16 protein-coding genes are annotated in these 17,605 nt (G+C 35.2%); 5 read left to right on the top strand and 11 right to left on the bottom strand.

Annotated elements, in window-relative coordinates; all coding sequences use genetic code 11:
* The first annotated feature begins 168 nt into the window (after positions 1 to 168).
* From FNW21_RS04660 to hemN, 4 genes are all read left to right on the top strand, one after another.
* Entirely contained in the window at positions 169 to 999 is an 831-nt protein-coding gene (locus tag FNW21_RS04660) for a DUF6929 family protein (protein WP_144255582.1), read from the top strand.
* A gap of 241 nt (positions 1,000 to 1,240) precedes the next feature.
* On the top strand, positions 1,241 to 1,990 hold the full coding sequence (locus tag FNW21_RS04655; RefSeq protein ID WP_144255581.1) for a lipid A phosphoethanolamine transferase: 750 nt from the start codon (positions 1,241 to 1,243) through the stop codon (positions 1,988 to 1,990).
* 192 nt (positions 1,991 to 2,182) lie between these two features.
* Positions 2,183 to 4,186 (top strand): DUF349 domain-containing protein, encoded by a 2,004-nt coding sequence (locus FNW21_RS04650; protein ID WP_144255580.1) that lies wholly within the window; start codon positions 2,183 to 2,185, stop codon positions 4,184 to 4,186.
* A gap of 139 nt (positions 4,187 to 4,325) precedes the next feature.
* Complete coding sequence (gene hemN / locus FNW21_RS04645; RefSeq protein WP_144255579.1) at positions 4,326 to 5,690, top strand: oxygen-independent coproporphyrinogen III oxidase; 1,365 nt, start codon at positions 4,326 to 4,328, stop codon at positions 5,688 to 5,690.
* 3 nt (positions 5,691 to 5,693) lie between these two features.
* Here the strand turns inward: hemN and FNW21_RS04640 are convergent, their stop codons facing one another.
* The 8 genes from FNW21_RS04640 to FNW21_RS04605 form a co-directional block, all read right to left on the bottom strand.
* The gene (locus tag FNW21_RS04640) at positions 5,694 to 6,395 is read right to left on the bottom strand and encodes a sulfite exporter TauE/SafE family protein (RefSeq protein ID WP_144255578.1); all 702 of its coding nucleotides are present in this window, start codon (positions 6,393 to 6,395) and stop codon (positions 5,694 to 5,696) included.
* Positions 6,396 to 6,429: 34 nt separating this feature from the next.
* Positions 6,430 to 6,879 carry a FixH family protein gene (locus tag FNW21_RS04635; RefSeq protein ID WP_144255577.1) on the bottom strand — a complete coding sequence of 150 codons (450 nt, stop codon included), beginning with the start codon at positions 6,877 to 6,879 and terminating at the stop codon, positions 6,430 to 6,432.
* A gap of 59 nt (positions 6,880 to 6,938) precedes the next feature.
* A complete protein-coding gene (gene ccoG, locus FNW21_RS04630) occupies positions 6,939 to 8,357 on the bottom strand; it encodes a cytochrome c oxidase accessory protein CcoG (RefSeq protein WP_144255576.1) in 1,419 nt (472 codons plus the stop codon).
* Between the two features lie 214 nt (positions 8,358 to 8,571).
* Positions 8,572 to 9,510, bottom strand: a complete 939-nt coding sequence (locus FNW21_RS04625) for a cbb3-type cytochrome c oxidase N-terminal domain-containing protein (protein ID WP_144255575.1) — start codon at positions 9,508 to 9,510, stop codon at positions 8,572 to 8,574.
* Between the two features lie 18 nt (positions 9,511 to 9,528).
* Positions 9,529 to 9,708 carry a CcoQ/FixQ family Cbb3-type cytochrome c oxidase assembly chaperone gene (locus FNW21_RS04620; protein ID WP_144255574.1) on the bottom strand — a complete coding sequence of 60 codons (180 nt, stop codon included), beginning with the start codon at positions 9,706 to 9,708 and terminating at the stop codon, positions 9,529 to 9,531.
* Between the two features lie 12 nt (positions 9,709 to 9,720).
* The gene (gene ccoN / locus FNW21_RS04615) at positions 9,721 to 11,898 is read right to left on the bottom strand and encodes a cytochrome-c oxidase, cbb3-type subunit I (RefSeq protein WP_144255573.1); all 2,178 of its coding nucleotides are present in this window, start codon (positions 11,896 to 11,898) and stop codon (positions 9,721 to 9,723) included.
* Between the two features lie 2 nt (positions 11,899 to 11,900).
* Complete coding sequence (ccoS, locus tag FNW21_RS04610; protein ID WP_144255572.1) at positions 11,901 to 12,092, bottom strand: cbb3-type cytochrome oxidase assembly protein CcoS; 192 nt, start codon at positions 12,090 to 12,092, stop codon at positions 11,901 to 11,903.
* Positions 12,093 to 12,210: 118 nt separating this feature from the next.
* Positions 12,211 to 14,646: a heavy metal translocating P-type ATPase gene (locus tag FNW21_RS04605; protein ID WP_144255571.1), complete on the bottom strand. Its 2,436-nt coding sequence runs from the start codon at positions 14,644 to 14,646 to the stop codon at positions 12,211 to 12,213.
* A gap of 107 nt (positions 14,647 to 14,753) precedes the next feature.
* Here FNW21_RS04605 and FNW21_RS04600 point away from each other — a divergent pair, with 107 nt between their 5' ends.
* Positions 14,754 to 15,434 carry a Crp/Fnr family transcriptional regulator gene (locus tag FNW21_RS04600; protein WP_144255570.1) on the top strand — a complete coding sequence of 227 codons (681 nt, stop codon included), beginning with the start codon at positions 14,754 to 14,756 and terminating at the stop codon, positions 15,432 to 15,434.
* Between the two features lie 32 nt (positions 15,435 to 15,466).
* Here FNW21_RS04600 and mazG read toward each other — a convergent pair whose 3' ends face one another.
* From mazG to def, 3 genes are all read right to left on the bottom strand, one after another.
* A complete protein-coding gene (gene mazG / locus FNW21_RS04595; RefSeq protein WP_144255569.1) occupies positions 15,467 to 16,240 on the bottom strand; it encodes a nucleoside triphosphate pyrophosphohydrolase in 774 nt (257 codons plus the stop codon).
* Positions 16,241 to 16,323: 83 nt separating this feature from the next.
* Positions 16,324 to 16,758 carry a DUF5606 family protein gene (locus FNW21_RS04590; protein ID WP_144255568.1) on the bottom strand — a complete coding sequence of 145 codons (435 nt, stop codon included), beginning with the start codon at positions 16,756 to 16,758 and terminating at the stop codon, positions 16,324 to 16,326.
* A 127-nt stretch (positions 16,759 to 16,885) separates the two neighbouring features.
* The gene (gene def, locus FNW21_RS04585; protein ID WP_144255567.1) at positions 16,886 to 17,473 is read right to left on the bottom strand and encodes a peptide deformylase; all 588 of its coding nucleotides are present in this window, start codon (positions 17,471 to 17,473) and stop codon (positions 16,886 to 16,888) included.
* Positions 17,474 to 17,605 lie beyond the last annotated feature (132 nt).

Genomic DNA, 17,605 nt, shown 5'->3' with positions numbered 1-17,605 from the left:
CTATTTCCAGCTGTACGTTACAATCTTTTTCAATCCCTTATTTTTTTCTACGTCCTAGCAGGAGCTTCCTCTGATCGCTCTACTAGAACAAGAAAAAATATAAGGGCTCTTCAAAAGGATTTTCACTTCCATCTGGGCTACGGCACTCCTTTTAAAAACAACACTCACATGGAAAAATTCTCACTCGAACTCCTTTTTCAAATCATTGGAATAGGCTCTGCATCAGGACTCATTTACAAAGACAACACCTTATTCCTCATAGGCGATAACAGCGGATTTCTTTACGAATACACGCTCGATTCCAAAAACCTACAACGGCATCAAATCATAGAAAATGCCACCGAAAATATTCCCAAAAAAGAAAAACCTGATTTTGAAGCCATCACCCATTTTGACAACAGCCTCTACATATTTGGTTCTGGTTCTACCAAAAACCGAAATAAAATGATTGAAGTCAATACCAAAGAGAAAGAAATTACCACTAACGACCTAACAGATTTATATGCCGTAATGCAAAGTTTTGGCGAAATAAAATCCGATGATTTCAATCTAGAAGGCGCCATTTATACAGGTGAAGAATGGTTTTTGCTCAATCGAGGCAACGGAAAATCAAAGAAAAACGTACTTTTTACCATTCAAGGAAAAAACTTAATCAACGAATTCAACATTCTATCCAACGACTACAAACTGCCTAAAATCAATGGCGTACGCAGTAGTTTTACCGATGCGATTTTAGTCGATAACAAAATCTACTTTCTAGCCACCGCTGAAGAAACGGATTCTACTTACACCGATGGCAAAATTCTAGGCAGTTTACTGGGTCGCATCGATATCAAAACCATGAAAATAGATTTCACTCAAAAAATCAGTGACACCCATAAATTCGAAGGACTTACCGTGTATCAAACTACTGATCAAACCATCGAATTCCTGCTTTGCGAAGACAACGACACTCAAGTTCTAGAATCTGCTATCTATAAATTGACCATTGACAAGTAAAATAATTAGAACTTATTTCCAAAAAAATACGGGAATTAAGAACAAACAACGGCATTCGCTTCTATAAAGTTTATCACAGATTTTAAAAATAAAACAATGCTGTTTTATTACACTAATACAAAATGTGCGGTATGTTTTCTATTTAATGTGCCTTTTGTTTTAAAAGCCAATATCCTGCGATAATTATGCTACAACATAAAACTTATTTTGTTAAATTAGCTTTAGCAAAATAAGTTTCATTATGAAAAAAACATACTATTCACTAGTAATCTGCATTTTGATTGTTTTTTCTACAAAAGCACAAGATATAAAAGATCAAGAAAATCCATTAAGCGAAGCTCGTTTTAATTATTTCAAGGAAACCATTCTTGTTTTTAACGAATATTTAGACACGGATAACGGCTCTTTTAACACCACCAATTTAAGGGTTTTACATCCAATTGGGAATCGCTCTTGGAATTTACGCACCGATATTCCTTTAATTTCAACCAACACAGCCGCTGTTAATAAGAGCGGTATTGGCGATGTGGCGGTGGCGATTTCATACATTCCCTATTTAAGTGCCAAAAATGGTTTTGCCATTCGAACTAAAATCACATCCAATTCAGCCAGTGATTCTAATTTTGGATCTGGAAAATGGGTATTATCTACGGCACTTGTTTATGGGCATTATTTGAGCAATGACAAGAAATTGCTTTGGATGGCTACAGTAGAAAACCAATCTAGCTTTGCTGGATCGAGTACTCGAAGTACGATAAACACTAGCGTTTTTGAGAACACACTGCTGTATTCTTTTGGAAAAAACTGGGTTGGAACTAATATGGCTTTGCGCTACAATGCCACATCAAAAGGATTTCCCAATTCCACTTTTATAGAATATGGACGAAAATTTACTCCAAATTCTATGTTTTATATCCATCCAAGTCTTGGTTTTGGTTACCAAAAAGCCTACAATTCAGGAATGGAATTGGGATTGGTCATTTTATATTAAAATAAAAAATATGCTTTTTTTGATTTACAAATATTTTTTGGCGGGTCAAAAAAGTAATTTTCCGAATCAAATACACCACAAAACCAAGAATTATAGGAACACAATAACTATAAATCAACGATTTGTTTTGTAGTTTGATACACCTTTACTACCTTTCGCACTCAAAAAATAGAAACCTTATACATTGAAAAAATGTTAGAAGAAAAGAATGATAACCTGCTTGAAGCAGATGGAAATTTAGAAAACCATGCAGCCGAATCTATTTCGACTGAAGCAGATGGAAATTTAGAAATAGTGGCTACCGAAGAAGCCGTTACCGAAAGTGATGCGCCAATTCTTGAGGAAACAACTCCCACGCCCGAGCTCAATATTCCTGATGAAAATCAAACCATTCTGGATGCCATTGCCGAGACAAATGCCGAGGAAAGTGAAGACGAAACGCTAAAAGAGCGTCACGATATTCCGATGCAGGATTACGAAACACTATCGATGGAAGTACTTGTTGAAGAACTAAAAAATTTAGTTTCAAACGAAAAAGTAATGTCCGTAAAAGAACATGTTGAGGAAATAAAAAAAGCATTTCTGGCCAAATACAATCATTTAATCGAGGAAAAGAAAGAGGAATTCAATGCAGAAAATACGGATCCAAACGAGACTTTTCAATACAATTCGCCATTAAAAACCAAATTTGACCAATACTATTCGCTTTTTAGAGATAATAAAAATACGCATTTCAAGAGTTTACAAACCAATCTAAAAACAAATTTAGAAACCCGTTTGGCGATAGTTGAAGAGTTAAAAAACCTAATCGATCCACAAGCAAACATCAAGGATACCTTAAAACATTTCAATGAATTAAGAGAACGATGGAATGCTGCAGGTTCGATTCCAAAGGATAAATACAACCACGTTTGGAATAATTATCATTTTCATGTAGAAAATTTTTATGATTATTTGCATTTAGACCGTGAAGCGCGCGACATTGATTTCAAGCACAATTTAGACCAAAAATTAAAAATAATTGCTCGTGTAGAAGCCTTGGTTCAAGAAAGCGATATCAATAAAGCATTCCGAGAATTACAAGATTTACACCGCATTTGGAAAGAAGATATTGGCCCTGTTTCTAGAGAACATCGTGACGAAATTTGGAACACCTTTAGTGCTTTGACCAAACAAATGCATGACAAACGTGAAGTTTTGTTTGAAAAATTAAGAGGAACGGAACTCGAAAATTTAGAAAAGAAAAAAGAAATTATTGCTAAAATAGAAGTACTAGCCACCGAAAAAGTAACAGCACATGCATTATGGCTAGCACAAATAGACAAAGTAGAAGCCTTACGTAATGCTTTTTTTGCAACTGGAAAAGTGCCTTCGGAGGTAAATGAAGCCACTTGGTCATCGTTTAAAATCGCTGTTAGAAATTTTAATACTTTCAAAAATTCTTTTTACAAAGACATCAAGAAAGACCAAAACGACAATTTAAGCAAAAAAATAGCGCTCGTAGCCAAAGCAAAAGAACTACAAGAAAGCCTTAACTTTGCTGCCACAACCCCAATCATGAAGCAAATTCAGGAAGAGTGGAAACAAATAGGTCATGTTCCAAGAAAGTATTCAGACAAAATTTGGAAAGAATTCAAAGAAGCGTGCAACCACTATTTTGACAAATTAAAAGAACAAAAAAACGAGGAAAACAGCGACGAAGTCCTCTCTTTTGACAACAAAAAAGCGTATTTGGACACCTTAAGAGCATTTGAACTAACGGGTGATCATAAAACAGATTTGGATGCCATAAAATTGCATATCGAAACCTGGAAAAATTTTGGAAAAGTACCATTTGCTAGAAGACATATCGAAGGGAAATTCAATAAAATACTAGACGCTCTTTTTGAAAAATTAAGTTTGAGTAAAAAAGATACTGATATGATGCGTTTTTCAAATCGAATGGAAAACCTATCCGAAAGTAATGATACCAGAAAATTAGACAATGAGAAAATTTTCTTGATGCGCAAAATCGAAGAAGTACAAAATGAAATTTTTCAATTGGAAAACAACATTCAGTTTTTTACCAATACTCGAAATGCAAAAAAAGAAAATTCAATTGTATTAGAAGTTCGCAAAAACATTGCCATTCATAAAGAAAGTCTGGATGTTTGGAAAGATAAATTAAAACAATTGCGAAATTTAAAAACAGAATAAGTTTTTTAAAACGCACACAAAAGCAGCCTCGAACTACAATCTAGTTCGAGGTTTTTTTATAAAAAAAATGAAATACCATGATAATTATCATTTTAATTTTTGGCAACTGCACTTACATTTGAATAAAATATACTGCATTATGAAAAACTCATTAATCCAAAAATACAATGTACCTGGTCCACGTTACACTAGCTATCCCACGGTGCCTTATTGGAATGAAACTGACTTTTCGTATGCCATTTGGGCTGCAACGCTCAAGAAATCATTTGAAGAAAGCAATACATCAGAAGGAATTAGTTTGTACATTCACTTGCCTTTTTGCGAAAGCATGTGCACCTTTTGCGGTTGCAACAAGCGAATTACAAAAAATCACGAGGTAGAACATCCTTATATTGAAGCAGTTTTGAAAGAATGGACGCTCTATTGCCAGCTAGTAGAAGCAAGACCCGTTATAAAAGAAATTCATTTGGGTGGAGGTACGCCTACTTTTTTTTCGACAAAAAATCTCGAAGATCTTATTAATGGCATTTTAAATCATGCTACCAAAGCCGAAACGTATGAATTTAGTTTTGAAGGTCATCCCAATAATACAACTCACGAACATTTAAAAAAACTATACGATTTGGGTTTTCGCAGAGTGAGTTTTGGCGTTCAAGATTACTCCGAGAAAGTTCAAAAAGCCATTCATAGGGAACAATCTTTTCATAATGTGGCCAAAGTAACTTTTTGGGCACGAGAAATTGGGTATACTTCTATTGGTCACGATATTATTTTTGGCTTGCCTTTTCAGGAAATTGAAGATGTGGTTGACACTATTGAAAAAACAAAATCATTACAACCCGACCGATTAGCGTTTTACAGTTATGCGCATGTACCGTGGATAAAAGGAAACGGACAACGAGGTTTTAAGGACGAAGACATTCCAAAAGATGGTGAAAAAAGAGTTTTGTACGAAATAGGCAAAAAATTATTGTCAAAAAACGGGTATTATGAAATAGGTATGGATCACTTTGCGCTAGCAACGGATAGTTTGTACCAATCCTTTCAAAACGGGAAATTACACCGCAATTTTATGGGCTATAGTTCGTCTAAAACCCAAGTAATGATTGGACTAGGGGTTTCGTCAATAAGTGATAGTTGGTACAGTTTTGCCCAAAACGTAAAAAATTTAGAGGATTATTATCAAATGCTGGAATGGAATCAATTACCAGTATATAGAGGTCATTTATTAACGCAAGAGGATTTAATTATTCGAAAACACATCCTAAATTTAATGTGTACGTTTCAAACTTCTTGGGCAAATGAAGCGGATTATTGCAAAGAAATCCCCGAAATTATTCTTCAATTAAACGAAATGCAACAAGATCAACTGCTACGCATTGATGAGAAAAAAATTATGGTTTTGGAAGCTGGAAAACCATTTGTTCGCAATATTTGCATGGCTTTTGATTTGCTTTTGAAAAGAAAAGCACCACAAACCGAGTTGTTTTCGATGACGGTTTAAATCCTAATGACAATTGGGATTTTGCTGAACAAACAAACTCATATTGGTAGGAGAAACATAGGGAATTCCTAAACCTAAACCACGCAGTATAAATACTATTCCTAGTAAAACCGCCACATAAGGAATCACTTTTTGAATTTTATTGCGGGTGCTAATAGTCAAAAAAGAGTTAATATACACCACGCTGCTCATCATAGGAACCGTACCTAAACCAAACAAACCCATATACAAAACTCCAAATCCAGCACTTTGCATTGCAATGGCACCGAACAAAGCAACATAGACCATACCACAAGGTAAAAATCCGTTCAATAGTCCAATGGTAAATAAGGATTGGTAACTTTGATTTTTGAATTGGCTTCCTAATCGAGTTTTTATTTTGGAAAGGAATTTAAAAATGGGTTTCGAAAAATTATACGAAGCCATTCTTTTTTCGGGAGTTAGAATTACCACTATCATGGCTACTCCTATAAATATGGATAATTTTTGCTGTATTCCAGCCATAAAAAAACCTTGACCGAGTAATCCAAATAACAATCCTATTGTTCCGTATGCGCTTAATCGCCCAAGATGATACGTTATAATTTGTAACACTTTTTGGGTTGAATTATTTCTAGCCACAGGCAATAGCAATGCTATGGGACCGCACATCCCAATGCAATGAAAACTGCTAATTAACCCAAACAAGAAAGCGGTATACAGCATTTAGTTTTTGAATTTTTGGTAGATAGAAAATACCTTATTGTATGTAAATAACTTCTTTTGTCAAATACGCTTTGCCTGCGTATTTCCATTCCATATTAATGTCCCAACGACCGCCTACCAAATTTGTTTTAGGTATAAGCAAAGTAGGATTAGATAATGAAATTGGGACTTCAAAATCTAATTTCTTGTTAGACGGTCGGTAAAGAGACACTGTTCCTTTTACTTTTTCGGGGGAAAATGTTTCTGGAAAAACAATTGTTATTCCGCTACTATTTGCTGTTATAATCGGTTTTTGAACCAAATCATGGGCATTTTGAATGCGCACCATTTCATCCCCAAAATGCACATCATGTTTGTAATACTCCTCGACAACCAGATCATTATTATACTTACTATCCGATTGTACTTTGATTACAAAATACAAAATAAAGGTCATAAACAAGGCAAATGCAATGACAATAGAAGTTCCCCAGTTAATTTTCATAGGTTTATTTAGTTATTAAATTGAAATGATTGCATTAAAAAAAAATAGCATCCCTAAAATTAATCAAAAGTTCGTGGACTCAAAAAATTGGTAGCCGTAGTTTCAATTTTGGTTTCCCCATTATAAATGGCAATTTCAATTTTGGTTTTATCCTGTTCTAATAGATTTTGATTAATTTCTATAAATAAAGTACCACTACTAATGGCCTGTTTCTTAATTATAAATTCCTGCTGCCCCACTACCTTTATTTGCCCTTTGATGCCGTGCAATTTAAAATGAATAGCATTAAAATCAGTATTGGTTTTGTTTATAATTTTGAACGTAAAAACATTACTAATAGCATCACCTTTGTGCTGATACAATTGCCCTGGTAAGCGTAAAATGGTAGCTTCAACTTCGGTTCTTAAAAAAAGAAGTCCCGTAAGTAAGCCCACCAAAATGAACAATACCGCCGAATATCCTTTCATTCTAGCCGTGAATTTAAACGGTATTTTTCGTTCAATTTCATCCTCGGATGCGTATCGAATCAATCCTTTGGGCAACCCAACACTGTCCATAATAGTATCACATTCGTCAATGCAGGCGGTACAATTCACGCATTCTAATTGCGTTCCGTTCCTGATATCAATTCCTGTAGGACACACATTAACGCACTGTTTACAATCAATACAATCGCCTTTGCCAGTGGCAGATCTATCCTCTTGCTTGTTGAATTTAGCTCTTCCTAATTCTTTTTCTCCTCGAACAAAATCATAGGCAACATTTATGGATTTATTATCTAATAAAACCCCTTGCAACCTGCCGTAAGGACACGCAATAATACAAACTTGCTCTCTAAACCACGCAAAAATAAAATAGAAAATCCCTGTAAAAATAAGCAATGAAACCAGTGTACTCTGATGATTTTCTGGTCCTTCTTCAATCATGCGAAACAATTCGTCACTACTAATGAGATATGCCAAAAAAACATTGGCAATAAAGAAGGAAATGATGAGAAAAAGGAACCATTTAATGCCTTTTTTTCTAATTTTTTCGGCATTCCATTCTTGTTTGGAAAGGCGAATTTGTGCCCCACGATCTCCCTCAATCCAATATTCGATTCTACGAAAAACCATTTCTAAAAATATGGTTTGTGGGCAAATCCAACCACAAAAAATTCGACCAAAAATAACCGTAAACAAGATAACAAAGACAACTCCAATAATCATAAAGAGCACAAAAAGATAAAAATCTTGTGGCCAAAAAGGAAATCCAAAAATATTGAATCTACGTTCCAAAACATTAAACAGCATGAATTGGTTGCCATTTATTTTGACAAACGGATTGGCGACCAAAACAATTAATAAAAAATAGCTTACCCATTTCCGGTAGTCATAAAAAATCCCAGACGGTTTTTTAGGAAAAATAAATTTCCGATTCCCCTCTTTATCAATCGTCCCGATTGTATCTCTAAAAGCTTCGTCTTGTAAATTTGACATTTCTTTATTATTTAAAATAAGTACCCCAAAATTGGGATTCCATGATTACTTTCAGGAGCCAAAACACTGGTTCTTTTCAGGAAACATCGTCCCGCTATCCGCTCTATCTTTTTCTGTCTAAAGAAGCCAGAAAAAGGATGCCGCTACTATCGGGGCTATAGAGAAACAGTGGGGATTTTTGCAAAGAATAGAAATTTCAATCAAAAAAATATTTTTATTTTTGAACCTTTGTACTATCTCCGGTTTTGGTGGCAACAACTGCTGTTTTAGGTGCACTAGGATCAATCCAAATTTCTCCATCCGGTGCTTTAGGATCTTTAGGATTACTACCACGAAGCGATAAAACATAACTGGCCACTTTTTGCATTTCTTTTGGTTTCAAAGTTCCTTTCCAAGAAATCATTCCTTTTCCGTCCCGACCTCCATTGACTAATGTATGAAATATGTTTTTGATACCACCACCCAAAATCCAATACTCATCGGTTAGGTTAGGCCCAATTTGTCCTCCAGCGTCAACTCTATGGCATGGTATACAATTGGCGGCAAAAATACTTTTCCCTTCGGCTAAACTTGGTGCATCTGTTAGTAAGACAACTGTTTTTTCGTCCATTAAATCGGGTGCTGTTTTCATGTATTCGGCAACATCAATTTTGGCTTTAGCCATCTCGTTTTTGAGTTCGGTTTCTTGATTGTCACCTCCCATTATTTCAAATCTCACTAAATAAACTACCGCAAAAACAATACACGCATAAAACAAATACACCCACCAAGGCGGCAAATTATTGTCTAATTCTCGAATACCATCATAATCATGCTCTAGTAATAATTGGCTTTCGTTTTCTATTGGTTGGGTTTTGGTCAGCTTTTGCAAGAGGTTTTTGTACCACTCGCTTTCTTTAAAGCCTACGGAACTCACTGCTTCTAATGTTGCTTTTTGGTCTTCGGTAAGCAGCTGATAGGTAATGGCATCAATGGCACTTGCGGTAATCTCGATGGCAATCAAAAGAAACAAAAAAACAAATAAAAACACCGAAACCATAGGGAATTTTATAAAGGCAGGTTGGTCTCCAGAGTCAATGAAGTATTCCATTGCACCAAAAACGGCAAAGAAAATAACTGGAACTCTAACGTATACAGGAATTATTTTTTTCATTTTCTAAATTTTAAAAAATTATACTTTTTGATTGTCATTTAACGGTATTTGGCTCATTTCCTGAATGGTATCTTTTTTATACGAATAGACCCAAAATCCCAATCCTAAAAAAAAGACAAAGAAAATAACCAAAGATAAAATGGGATAGATTGCAACTCCTGCAATGGTTTCCAGATTGTGTTTTATTTGTTCGAACATCTTTTTTAGGTTTTAATTCTTTACTTTAATATCAGTTCCTAACCTTTGTATGTACGCAATCAAGGCTACAATTTCTCTTTCGTTCATTGGAACAAATTTTTCTCCTTTCGCTTCGGCTTTTTTCTTGCTGTCGGCATAGCTTTTTACAAAATCAGGATCATTTTTCAAACTTTCCTCAATTTGAATGGCTTGTTTTCTTAAATCTTTCAAACCATTAGCTACTTGAGCGTCACTATAAGGAACGCCAAGAGTGACCATAGCTTTCATTTTCTTTTGGGTCAATGAAATGTCTAATGGTTTATTGTCAAACAACCATTTGTAACCCGGCATTATAGACCCTGCTGATATACTTTGTGGACTCCAAAAGTGGTTAAAATGCCAATTGTCATTGTATTTTCCTCCAACTCTTAACAAATCTGGACCCGTACGTTTAGATCCCCAAAGGAATGGGTGATCGTAAACAAACTCCCCAGCTTTGGACTGTGGGCCGTACCGTTCTACTTCGCTCCTGAACGGACGAACGGATTGGGAATGACAACCCACACAGCCTTCGCGAATGTATAAATCACGTCCTTCGAGTTCCAACGGCGAATACGGTTTCACGCTAGCTATAGTTGGAATATTGGATTTGACCATAATAGTAGGAACAATTTGAATAATCCCTCCTATCAAAATAGCTACTGTTGCTAGAATTGCCATTTGAATTGGTTTTCGTTCCAACCAAGGATGAAATTTTTCTCCCTTAATACGACCAGAACTAATTACTTGTAGTGCAGGAGCTTCGGCTAATTCGTCTTCAATGGTTTCACCAGCTCGAACCGTTTGAATAATATTATAAACCAAGACGAGCATTCCAACTAAATACAATGATCCTCCTATAGCTCTCATCCAATACATGGGCATGATTTGAGTTACCGTTTCCAGAAAATTCCCGTAGGTTAATGTCCCGTCAGGATTGAATTGTTTCCACATGGAAGCTTGCAAAAATCCTGCAACATACATAGGCAAAGTGTACAATATGATTCCTAAAGTGCCTATCCAAAAATGAAAATTAGCCAATTTAGTAGAATACAAAGTACTTTTGGTCATACGAGGAATCAACCAATAGATGATACCAAAAGCCATAAATCCATTCCATGCTAATGCACCTACGTGTACGTGAGCAATAATCCAATCCGTATAATGGGCAATTGCATTTACGTTTTTGAGCGACAACATTGGCCCTTCAAAAGTAGCCATACCATAGCCCGTAATAGCTACCACAAAGAATTTCAAAACAGGTTCTTCCCGTACTTTATCCCAAACGCCTCTCAAAGTCAAGAGTCCATTTATCATTCCGCCCCAAGAAGGCGCAATCAACATAATAGAAAAAACAACACCTAAATTTTGAGCCCAGTTAGGCAATGCCGAATACAATAAATGGTGTGGTCCTGCCCAGATATAGATAAAAATAAGCGACCAAAAGTGAATAATTGATAGTCTATAGGAATACACCGGACGATTGGCCACTTTGGGCACAAAATAATACATCAATCCTAGAAATGGTGTGGTCAAGAAAAAAGCAACTGCATTATGACCGTACCACCATTGTACCAAAGCATCCTGAACGCCTGCATAAACAGAGTAGCTTTTCATGGCCGAAACAGGCAGTTCTAAACTATTAAAAATGTGCAAAACGGCTACTGTTATAAATGTCGCCAAGTAGAACCAAATGGCAACATACAAGTGACGCTCTCTTCGTTTAAGCATGGTTCCAATCATATTGACACCAAAAGCAACCCAAATCAAGGCAATGGCGATATCAATAGGCCACTCTAACTCGGCATATTCCTTGGAAGAGCTATATCCCAGTGGCAAGGATATCGCTGCTGCGACAATAATTAATTGCCAACCCCAAAAGTTTAAATTACTCAAAAAATCACTGTACATTCTAGCTTTTAAGAGTCGTTGCAAGGAATAATAAATCCCAGCAAACATGGCGTTACCAACAAATGCAAAAATTACAGCATTGGTATGTAAGGGTCTTAAGCGTCCAAAACTCAACCACGGAATTCCATCGGTCATATTGGGAAAAAGAAACATAAAGGCCAACGTAAGCCCCACTAACATTCCTACGACACCAAAAACGATGGTTGCGTAAATGAATTTCTTTACAATTTTGTTGTCGTAATAAAATTGTTGCATTTCCATAATTAAATTTGTTTTTCTTTAGTTATTTGTACTGATTTTGGTTTTTCTTTTTTGAGTTCATCGTCAAAGAGCATCCTGACTGAAGGCGTATAATCATCGTCGTATTGACCGCTTTTTACTGCCACTATAAAAGCAATAAAAAACCCAATAGCAACTACTATACTAATGGTGATTAATAAATAAATAACACTCATACCTTAAAATTATGTTAACAAAATTACTTTTATGAATCCTTTAAAAACATGATTTTTATCATATTCCTACCATTCTGTTAAATTTATGCGAAAAACGAACAAAAAAACTTTCAGAATTTTATTTTTTTCTTGCATAATACATACTCATTAGCGTTACAAAACTCACTATCGTAATGGTACTCAAGGGCATGATAATAGCGGCAACTAACGGCAATAGATTTCCCGTAATGGCAAATGACAATCCAACTACATTGTATAAAAGGGATAAAACAAAACTCATTTTGATGGTTTTGATAGCATTTTTGGATAATTTCAAAAAATAATCCAACTTTTGAAACTCATTTGCATCTAAAATAGCATCGCAAGCGGGCGAAAAAACATTCACGTTCTCGGAAATGGAGATTCCTACATTACTTTGTGCCAAAGCCCCAGCATCATTAAGCCCATCGCCTATCATCATGACGTTCTTGCCTTCGTCCTGTAATTTTTTTATAAATGCTAATTTTTGCTCTGGCTTTTGATTAAAAACCAATTCGGTTCCAGCTGGCAAAAGCTGTTCTAGCGTGGCTCTCTCTCCCGCATTATCGCCTGATAGGACTTTTATTTGGTAATTTGCTTTTAATTTTTGGAACAAATCAGCCAATCCATCCCGGTAATGATTGTTAAAAATATAACAGCCAAAATAAACGCCATCAATCGTGATGTGAACGGAGGTGTTCTCCACCCCAGATATCCCCAAAGGAAAGGAAGCCAAAACTGGATTAATAGCATTTTGATTTACAAATTCATAGGAACCAATTTTAATTTCTATAGCACCAATACAAGAAAGTATTCCTTTACCAGCAATTTCTTCAAAAGCATCCATTTTCAATGGGTTAGCTTCAGGCAAAAAGGCATACAACATCCTGCTCAAAGGATGATTTGAGGCTCGAAGCACGTTTTTTATAATCCTTATATTTTCATTATCGAGCGGTTGACCTTGGTACGAAATATTCGATTTCATATTGGTTGTAATTGTTCCTGTTTTATCAAAAACAAGTGTATCTACTTTGGCCAATTGCTCGATTACAAGCGCATTTTTGAGGTAAAAATGCTGTTTTCCCAGCAGTCGCAACACATTCCCAAACGTAAATGGTGCAGTCAATGCCAAGGCACAAGGACAAGCTACAATTAACACCGCCGTAAAAACATTGAACGCTATGGTTGCATCTATAAAAATCCAATAGCCAAATCCCAAAAAAGCTATCAACAGTAAAATGGGGGTAAAATACCGACTGATGCTATCGGTTATCGTTTTGTGTTTTTGTTCGACATTTTTCTGGAAAATAGCATTGCTCCACAACTGCGTCAAATAACTTTGTGAAACGGTATGAAGGACTTCCATTTCGATAATTTTACCCATTTGTTTGCCGCCTGCAAAAATTTTATCACCTGATTTTTTGGTAATCGGAATGGCTTCACCAGTTACAAAACTATAATCAATTTGAGCTTTTTCGCTTATTAAAATCCCATCAACTGGAATTAATTCTTGATTTCTAATGAGTAAGCGGTCGCCCTTTTGAATATCATAAACAGGAATACTTTCTTCGGTAGTATTGCTATTTATTTTGGTAATGGCAATAGGAAAATACGATTTAAAATCCCTTTCAAAGCTTAAAAAACTGTAGGTTTTTATTTGGAACATTTTGCCCAAAAGCATAAAGAAAATCAATCCCGTTAAACTATCAAAAAAACCAGACCCATAATCCATAACAATATCAAAAGTACTGCGCCCAAACATCACAATAATCCCTAAAGCAATGGGAATATCAATATTGAGCATTCTTGATTTTATACTTTTGTACGCCGAGACATAATACCCATTTGCCGAATAGAAAAAACTAGGTAAAGATAACGCAAAAATTAATCCCCTAAAAAAACCGCGATATTGGTCGAGCCAAAACTCTTTGACTTCAAAATATTCGGGAAAAGAAAGCAACATAATATTACCAAAACAAAAGAAAGCAACGCCTAATTTATAAGTCAAACTTCGGTCAATTGTGGCTGTACCCGTTTCATAATTATCCAAGCTTATATAGGGTTCATAGCCTATGGAGCTCAATAAACCGACAATCATTTGTAACGAAACTATTTGGGGATTATAAGTAATCCGAACCTTTTTCTCGGGAAAATTGACTTGTGATGTGTTTATTCCTTTTTGAAGACGCTGTAGATTTTCCAAAATCCAAATACACGAGCTACAATGAATATGAGGAATGTTAAGTGAAACAATTGCCGTGGAATCCTCATGGAATTCCAGTAGTTTTGAAACAATACTTTCGTTGTCAAGAAAATCGTATTTGCCATTTATATCCAGTGGTGTTGCTCCAGGTGATTTTTCGAAATCATAATAACAAGACATATCGTTGAGACTAAAAATTTCGTAAACAGTCTTGCAACCATTACAACAAAATAGTTTATCATCAAAAAAAATTTGATTCTCCCACACGATTTCGCTGGGTTTCTTCGTCATTACAATATCCAAACCACAATGAAAACAGTTGTGTTTGCTCATAATTATTTGCTCCTTATACCTATGACAAAAGTCACAAATTGATTCCTTTAAAAACATGACAATTGTCATAATAAAGTTTAATTTTGTATAAAATATTCCTACTAACTATGAGTAAATGTGAACAATGTATCGTTAGAGAATTTAGTTCGTTGAAAGCGTTGAACAAAGAGGAGCTTTTGAAAATTGCAGATTGCAAAACGTCCTACACGATAAAAAAAGGAGAACCATTATTTGAAGAAGGAGAAACTGTTAACGGTATTTATTGTATAAAAGAAGGAATTTGCAAACTATCCAAATTAAGCACCAATGGAAAAGACCAAATAGTAAAATTGGTAAAAGCAGGCGAATTATTAGGACAACGTTCTATGGTTAGCGATGAACCAGCCAACTTAAGTGCCATAGCCTTGGAGGATATGGAAGTGTGTTTTATTCCAAAAAATGATGTTTTAGGTTTTTTTGACAAAAACAATAAGTTCTCTTTGAATATGATGAAAAGCATTTGTGGCGACTTGAAAGAAGCCGATGAGCACATGGTTTCTATGGCGCAAAAAACCGTCAAAGATCGTCTCGCCGAAACTTTATTGTACCTGCATACCACCTTTGGAATCAATGATGATAACACCCTGAAAATACAGCTATCACGTGAAGAATTAGCCAGTTTAATAGGTACCGCTACCGAAAGTTGCATCCGTTTGTTATCTGAATTTAATAAATTAGGATTAATTGCTTTGATTGGCAAAAAAATCCTTCTTAAAGATATTCCCAAACTAAAAAAAATGGCGGAGTAAACTGTTTTTGAAGCTACTAGTAAAATTTTGATCTACAACTTTTTCGCCTCTTCCCAAAAAACATCCATCTCGGCTAGAGTCATGTCCATTAATGGTTTGCCTAATGCTCCCGCTTTGCTTTCGAGATATTGAAAGCGTTTGATGAATTTTTTGTTGGTTCGCTCCAGTGCATCTTCGGGATTTATATTCAGGAATCGGGCGTAATTAATCATCGAGAACAGGACATCACCAAACTCGGCTTCCATTTTATCTTGATCGCCAGCATTGACTTCTACTTGTAATTCTTGCAATTCTTCTTGAACTTTGTCCCAAACTTGATGTGGCTCCTCCCAATCAAAACCTACTCCTTTTACTTTATCCTGAATTCTACTGGCTTTTACAAGTGCTGGTAAACTTTTAGGAACACCTTCCAAAACTGACTTTTTGCCTTCCTTCAATTTCAGTTTTTCCCAGTTTTGTTTGACTTCTTCTTCGTCTTTTACCACGACATCACTATAAATATGCGGATGCCGATGAATGAGTTTCTCGCAAATTTCGTTGCAAACATCAGCTATGTCAAATGCACTAGTTTCGCTTCCTATTTTGGCATAAAAAACAATATGCAACAATAAATCGCCTAATTCCTTCTTAACTTCTTCGAGATTATTATCTAAAATAGCATCGCCTAATTCATAGGTTTCCTCAATGGTTAAATGCCGCAGGGTTTGAATCGTTTGCTTTTTGTCCCAAGGGCATTTCTCACGCAAATCATCCATAATGGTCAGCAATCTATCGAAAGCTTGAAGTTGAAGGGCTCTAGAATTCATTGTATTTGTTTTTTGTGTAAAAATAAAAAAATCCTGTTAGGAAATCATCTTAACAGGATTACTATAAATTAAAATCGGAACATTTATACTTTTTCTACCGCAACTGGAGCTTCGTCAGCTGGTGTTTCCGGAGCTTCTGCAACAAGTAATCCTTTGTCATGAAGCGTGTTGTACCAATTCAGTATTTTTTTAATATCCGAAGGATACACTCTTTCTTCATCATAATCAGCAAGCACTTCTCTAAAATAGGCAGCCAAAGTTGCAGTATCCTCTTTATGCGAAATGGCCGATCCGTAGTTTTCTTTGGTAGCGATTAACTGCATTATTTCGGCTAATGGTTTTTCGCCTTCATACGTATACACCGAAATTTCAGACAATAAACTAACATTGCTTTTTAAACTCACACTAATTTTTTTTCCATCTAATAATGATTCTGCAACAAAACCAGTTCTAGTTTGTACTTTCAAAACATACAAACCCGGTTTCCCAGAAATAGACAATACTTTTTCTAAATTCATTTTATTTAATTATTAAGAATTCTTTTTTATTTGTAATTTATTAGCGACCAAAAATTATACCGAAAAAAGTGTTTCGGTGTTCTTTTTGATTTCAAAATCGGCTTTAATTCAAAAGAAAACAACTATTTTATCTTCCTTTCTTGGCAAAAAATTTCATTCTATAGTCTTGAAATGTTTTTCCTTCGGTAATATTTTTTAATTTCTTTTGAATCAAACGCTTTTTTAGAGACGAAATTTTATCCGTAAATAAAACACCTTCAATATGATCGTATTCGTGCTGAATAACTCTGGCAATCAAACCGTCAAAAACTTCGGTTTTCATCACAAAATCTTCTTCGCAATACTGTACTGTTATGGTTGGATTTCTAAAAACATCCTCACGAACATCAGGAATACTCAAGCAACCTTCGTTAAAACTCCATTCTTCCCCTTCTTCTTTGATCATTTTGGCATTAATAAAAGTTCTTTTGAACCCTTTTAATTTTTCTTGATCGGATGATGGCAAATCCTCATCATCACTAAAAGGAGTCGTATCGATAACAAATAAACGAATTGATAAACCTACTTGCTCTGCAGCAAGCCCTACTCCATAAGCATTGTACATGGTTTCATACATGTTAGCAATTACTTCATTTAAATTGGGGTATTCTGGGGTAATCTCCTCTCCTATTTTTCTCAAAACAGGATCTCCGTATCCTATAATTGGTAAAATCATGGTTGTTGTATTAAGTAATTTTGTATTATAATAAATGGTTTTAATTTATTTATTGGCGCAAAAATAGTAAAAAATCAACAAGGAATAATTGACAATTGCTTTTTATAACATAATGTTTGTAAAATTCTACTA

Source organism: Flavobacterium restrictum (genome assembly GCF_007097245.1).
GTDB lineage: Bacteria > Bacteroidota > Bacteroidia > Flavobacteriales > Flavobacteriaceae > Flavobacterium > Flavobacterium restrictum.
The sequence above is the reverse complement of the archived record's forward strand: the minus strand, read 5'-3'. Positions and strand labels throughout refer to the sequence as shown.

Bases quoted from the DNA above. Each gene is read 5' to 3' on its own strand.
- ccoG (WP_144255576.1), bottom strand. From the start codon at position 8,357: ATGTCAAATTTACAAGACGAAGCTTTTAGAGATACAATCGGGACGATT.
- FNW21_RS04620 (WP_144255574.1), bottom strand. From the start codon at position 9,708: ATGTTCGAACAAATAAAACACAATCTGGAAACCATTGCAGGAGTTGCA.
- FNW21_RS04635 (WP_144255577.1), bottom strand. From the start codon at position 6,879: ATGAAAATTAACTGGGGAACTTCTATTGTCATTGCATTTGCCTTGTTT.
- FNW21_RS04605 (WP_144255571.1), bottom strand. From the start codon at position 14,646: ATGAGCAAACACAACTGTTTTCATTGTGGTTTGGATATTGTAATGACG.
- ccoN (WP_144255573.1), bottom strand. From the start codon at position 11,898: ATGGAAATGCAACAATTTTATTACGACAACAAAATTGTAAAGAAATTC.
- ccoS (WP_144255572.1), bottom strand. From the start codon at position 12,092: ATGAGTGTTATTTATTTATTAATCACCATTAGTATAGTAGTTGCTATT.
- hemN (WP_144255579.1), top strand. From the start codon at position 4,326: ATGAAAAACTCATTAATCCAAAAATACAATGTACCTGGTCCACGTTAC.
- FNW21_RS04655 (WP_144255581.1), top strand. From the start codon at position 1,241: ATGAAAAAAACATACTATTCACTAGTAATCTGCATTTTGATTGTTTTT.
- FNW21_RS04660 (WP_144255582.1), top strand. From the start codon at position 169: ATGGAAAAATTCTCACTCGAACTCCTTTTTCAAATCATTGGAATAGGC.
- mazG (WP_144255569.1), bottom strand. From the start codon at position 16,240: ATGAATTCTAGAGCCCTTCAACTTCAAGCTTTCGATAGATTGCTGACC.
- FNW21_RS04625 (WP_144255575.1), bottom strand. From the start codon at position 9,510: ATGAAAAAAATAATTCCTGTATACGTTAGAGTTCCAGTTATTTTCTTT.
- FNW21_RS04590 (WP_144255568.1), bottom strand. From the start codon at position 16,758: ATGAATTTAGAAAAAGTATTGTCTATTTCTGGGAAACCGGGTTTGTAT.
- FNW21_RS04600 (WP_144255570.1), top strand. From the start codon at position 14,754: ATGAGTAAATGTGAACAATGTATCGTTAGAGAATTTAGTTCGTTGAAA.
- FNW21_RS04650 (WP_144255580.1), top strand. From the start codon at position 2,183: ATGTTAGAAGAAAAGAATGATAACCTGCTTGAAGCAGATGGAAATTTA.
- def (WP_144255567.1), bottom strand. From the start codon at position 17,473: ATGATTTTACCAATTATAGGATACGGAGATCCTGTTTTGAGAAAAATA.
- FNW21_RS04640 (WP_144255578.1), bottom strand. From the start codon at position 6,395: ATGCTGTATACCGCTTTCTTGTTTGGGTTAATTAGCAGTTTTCATTGC.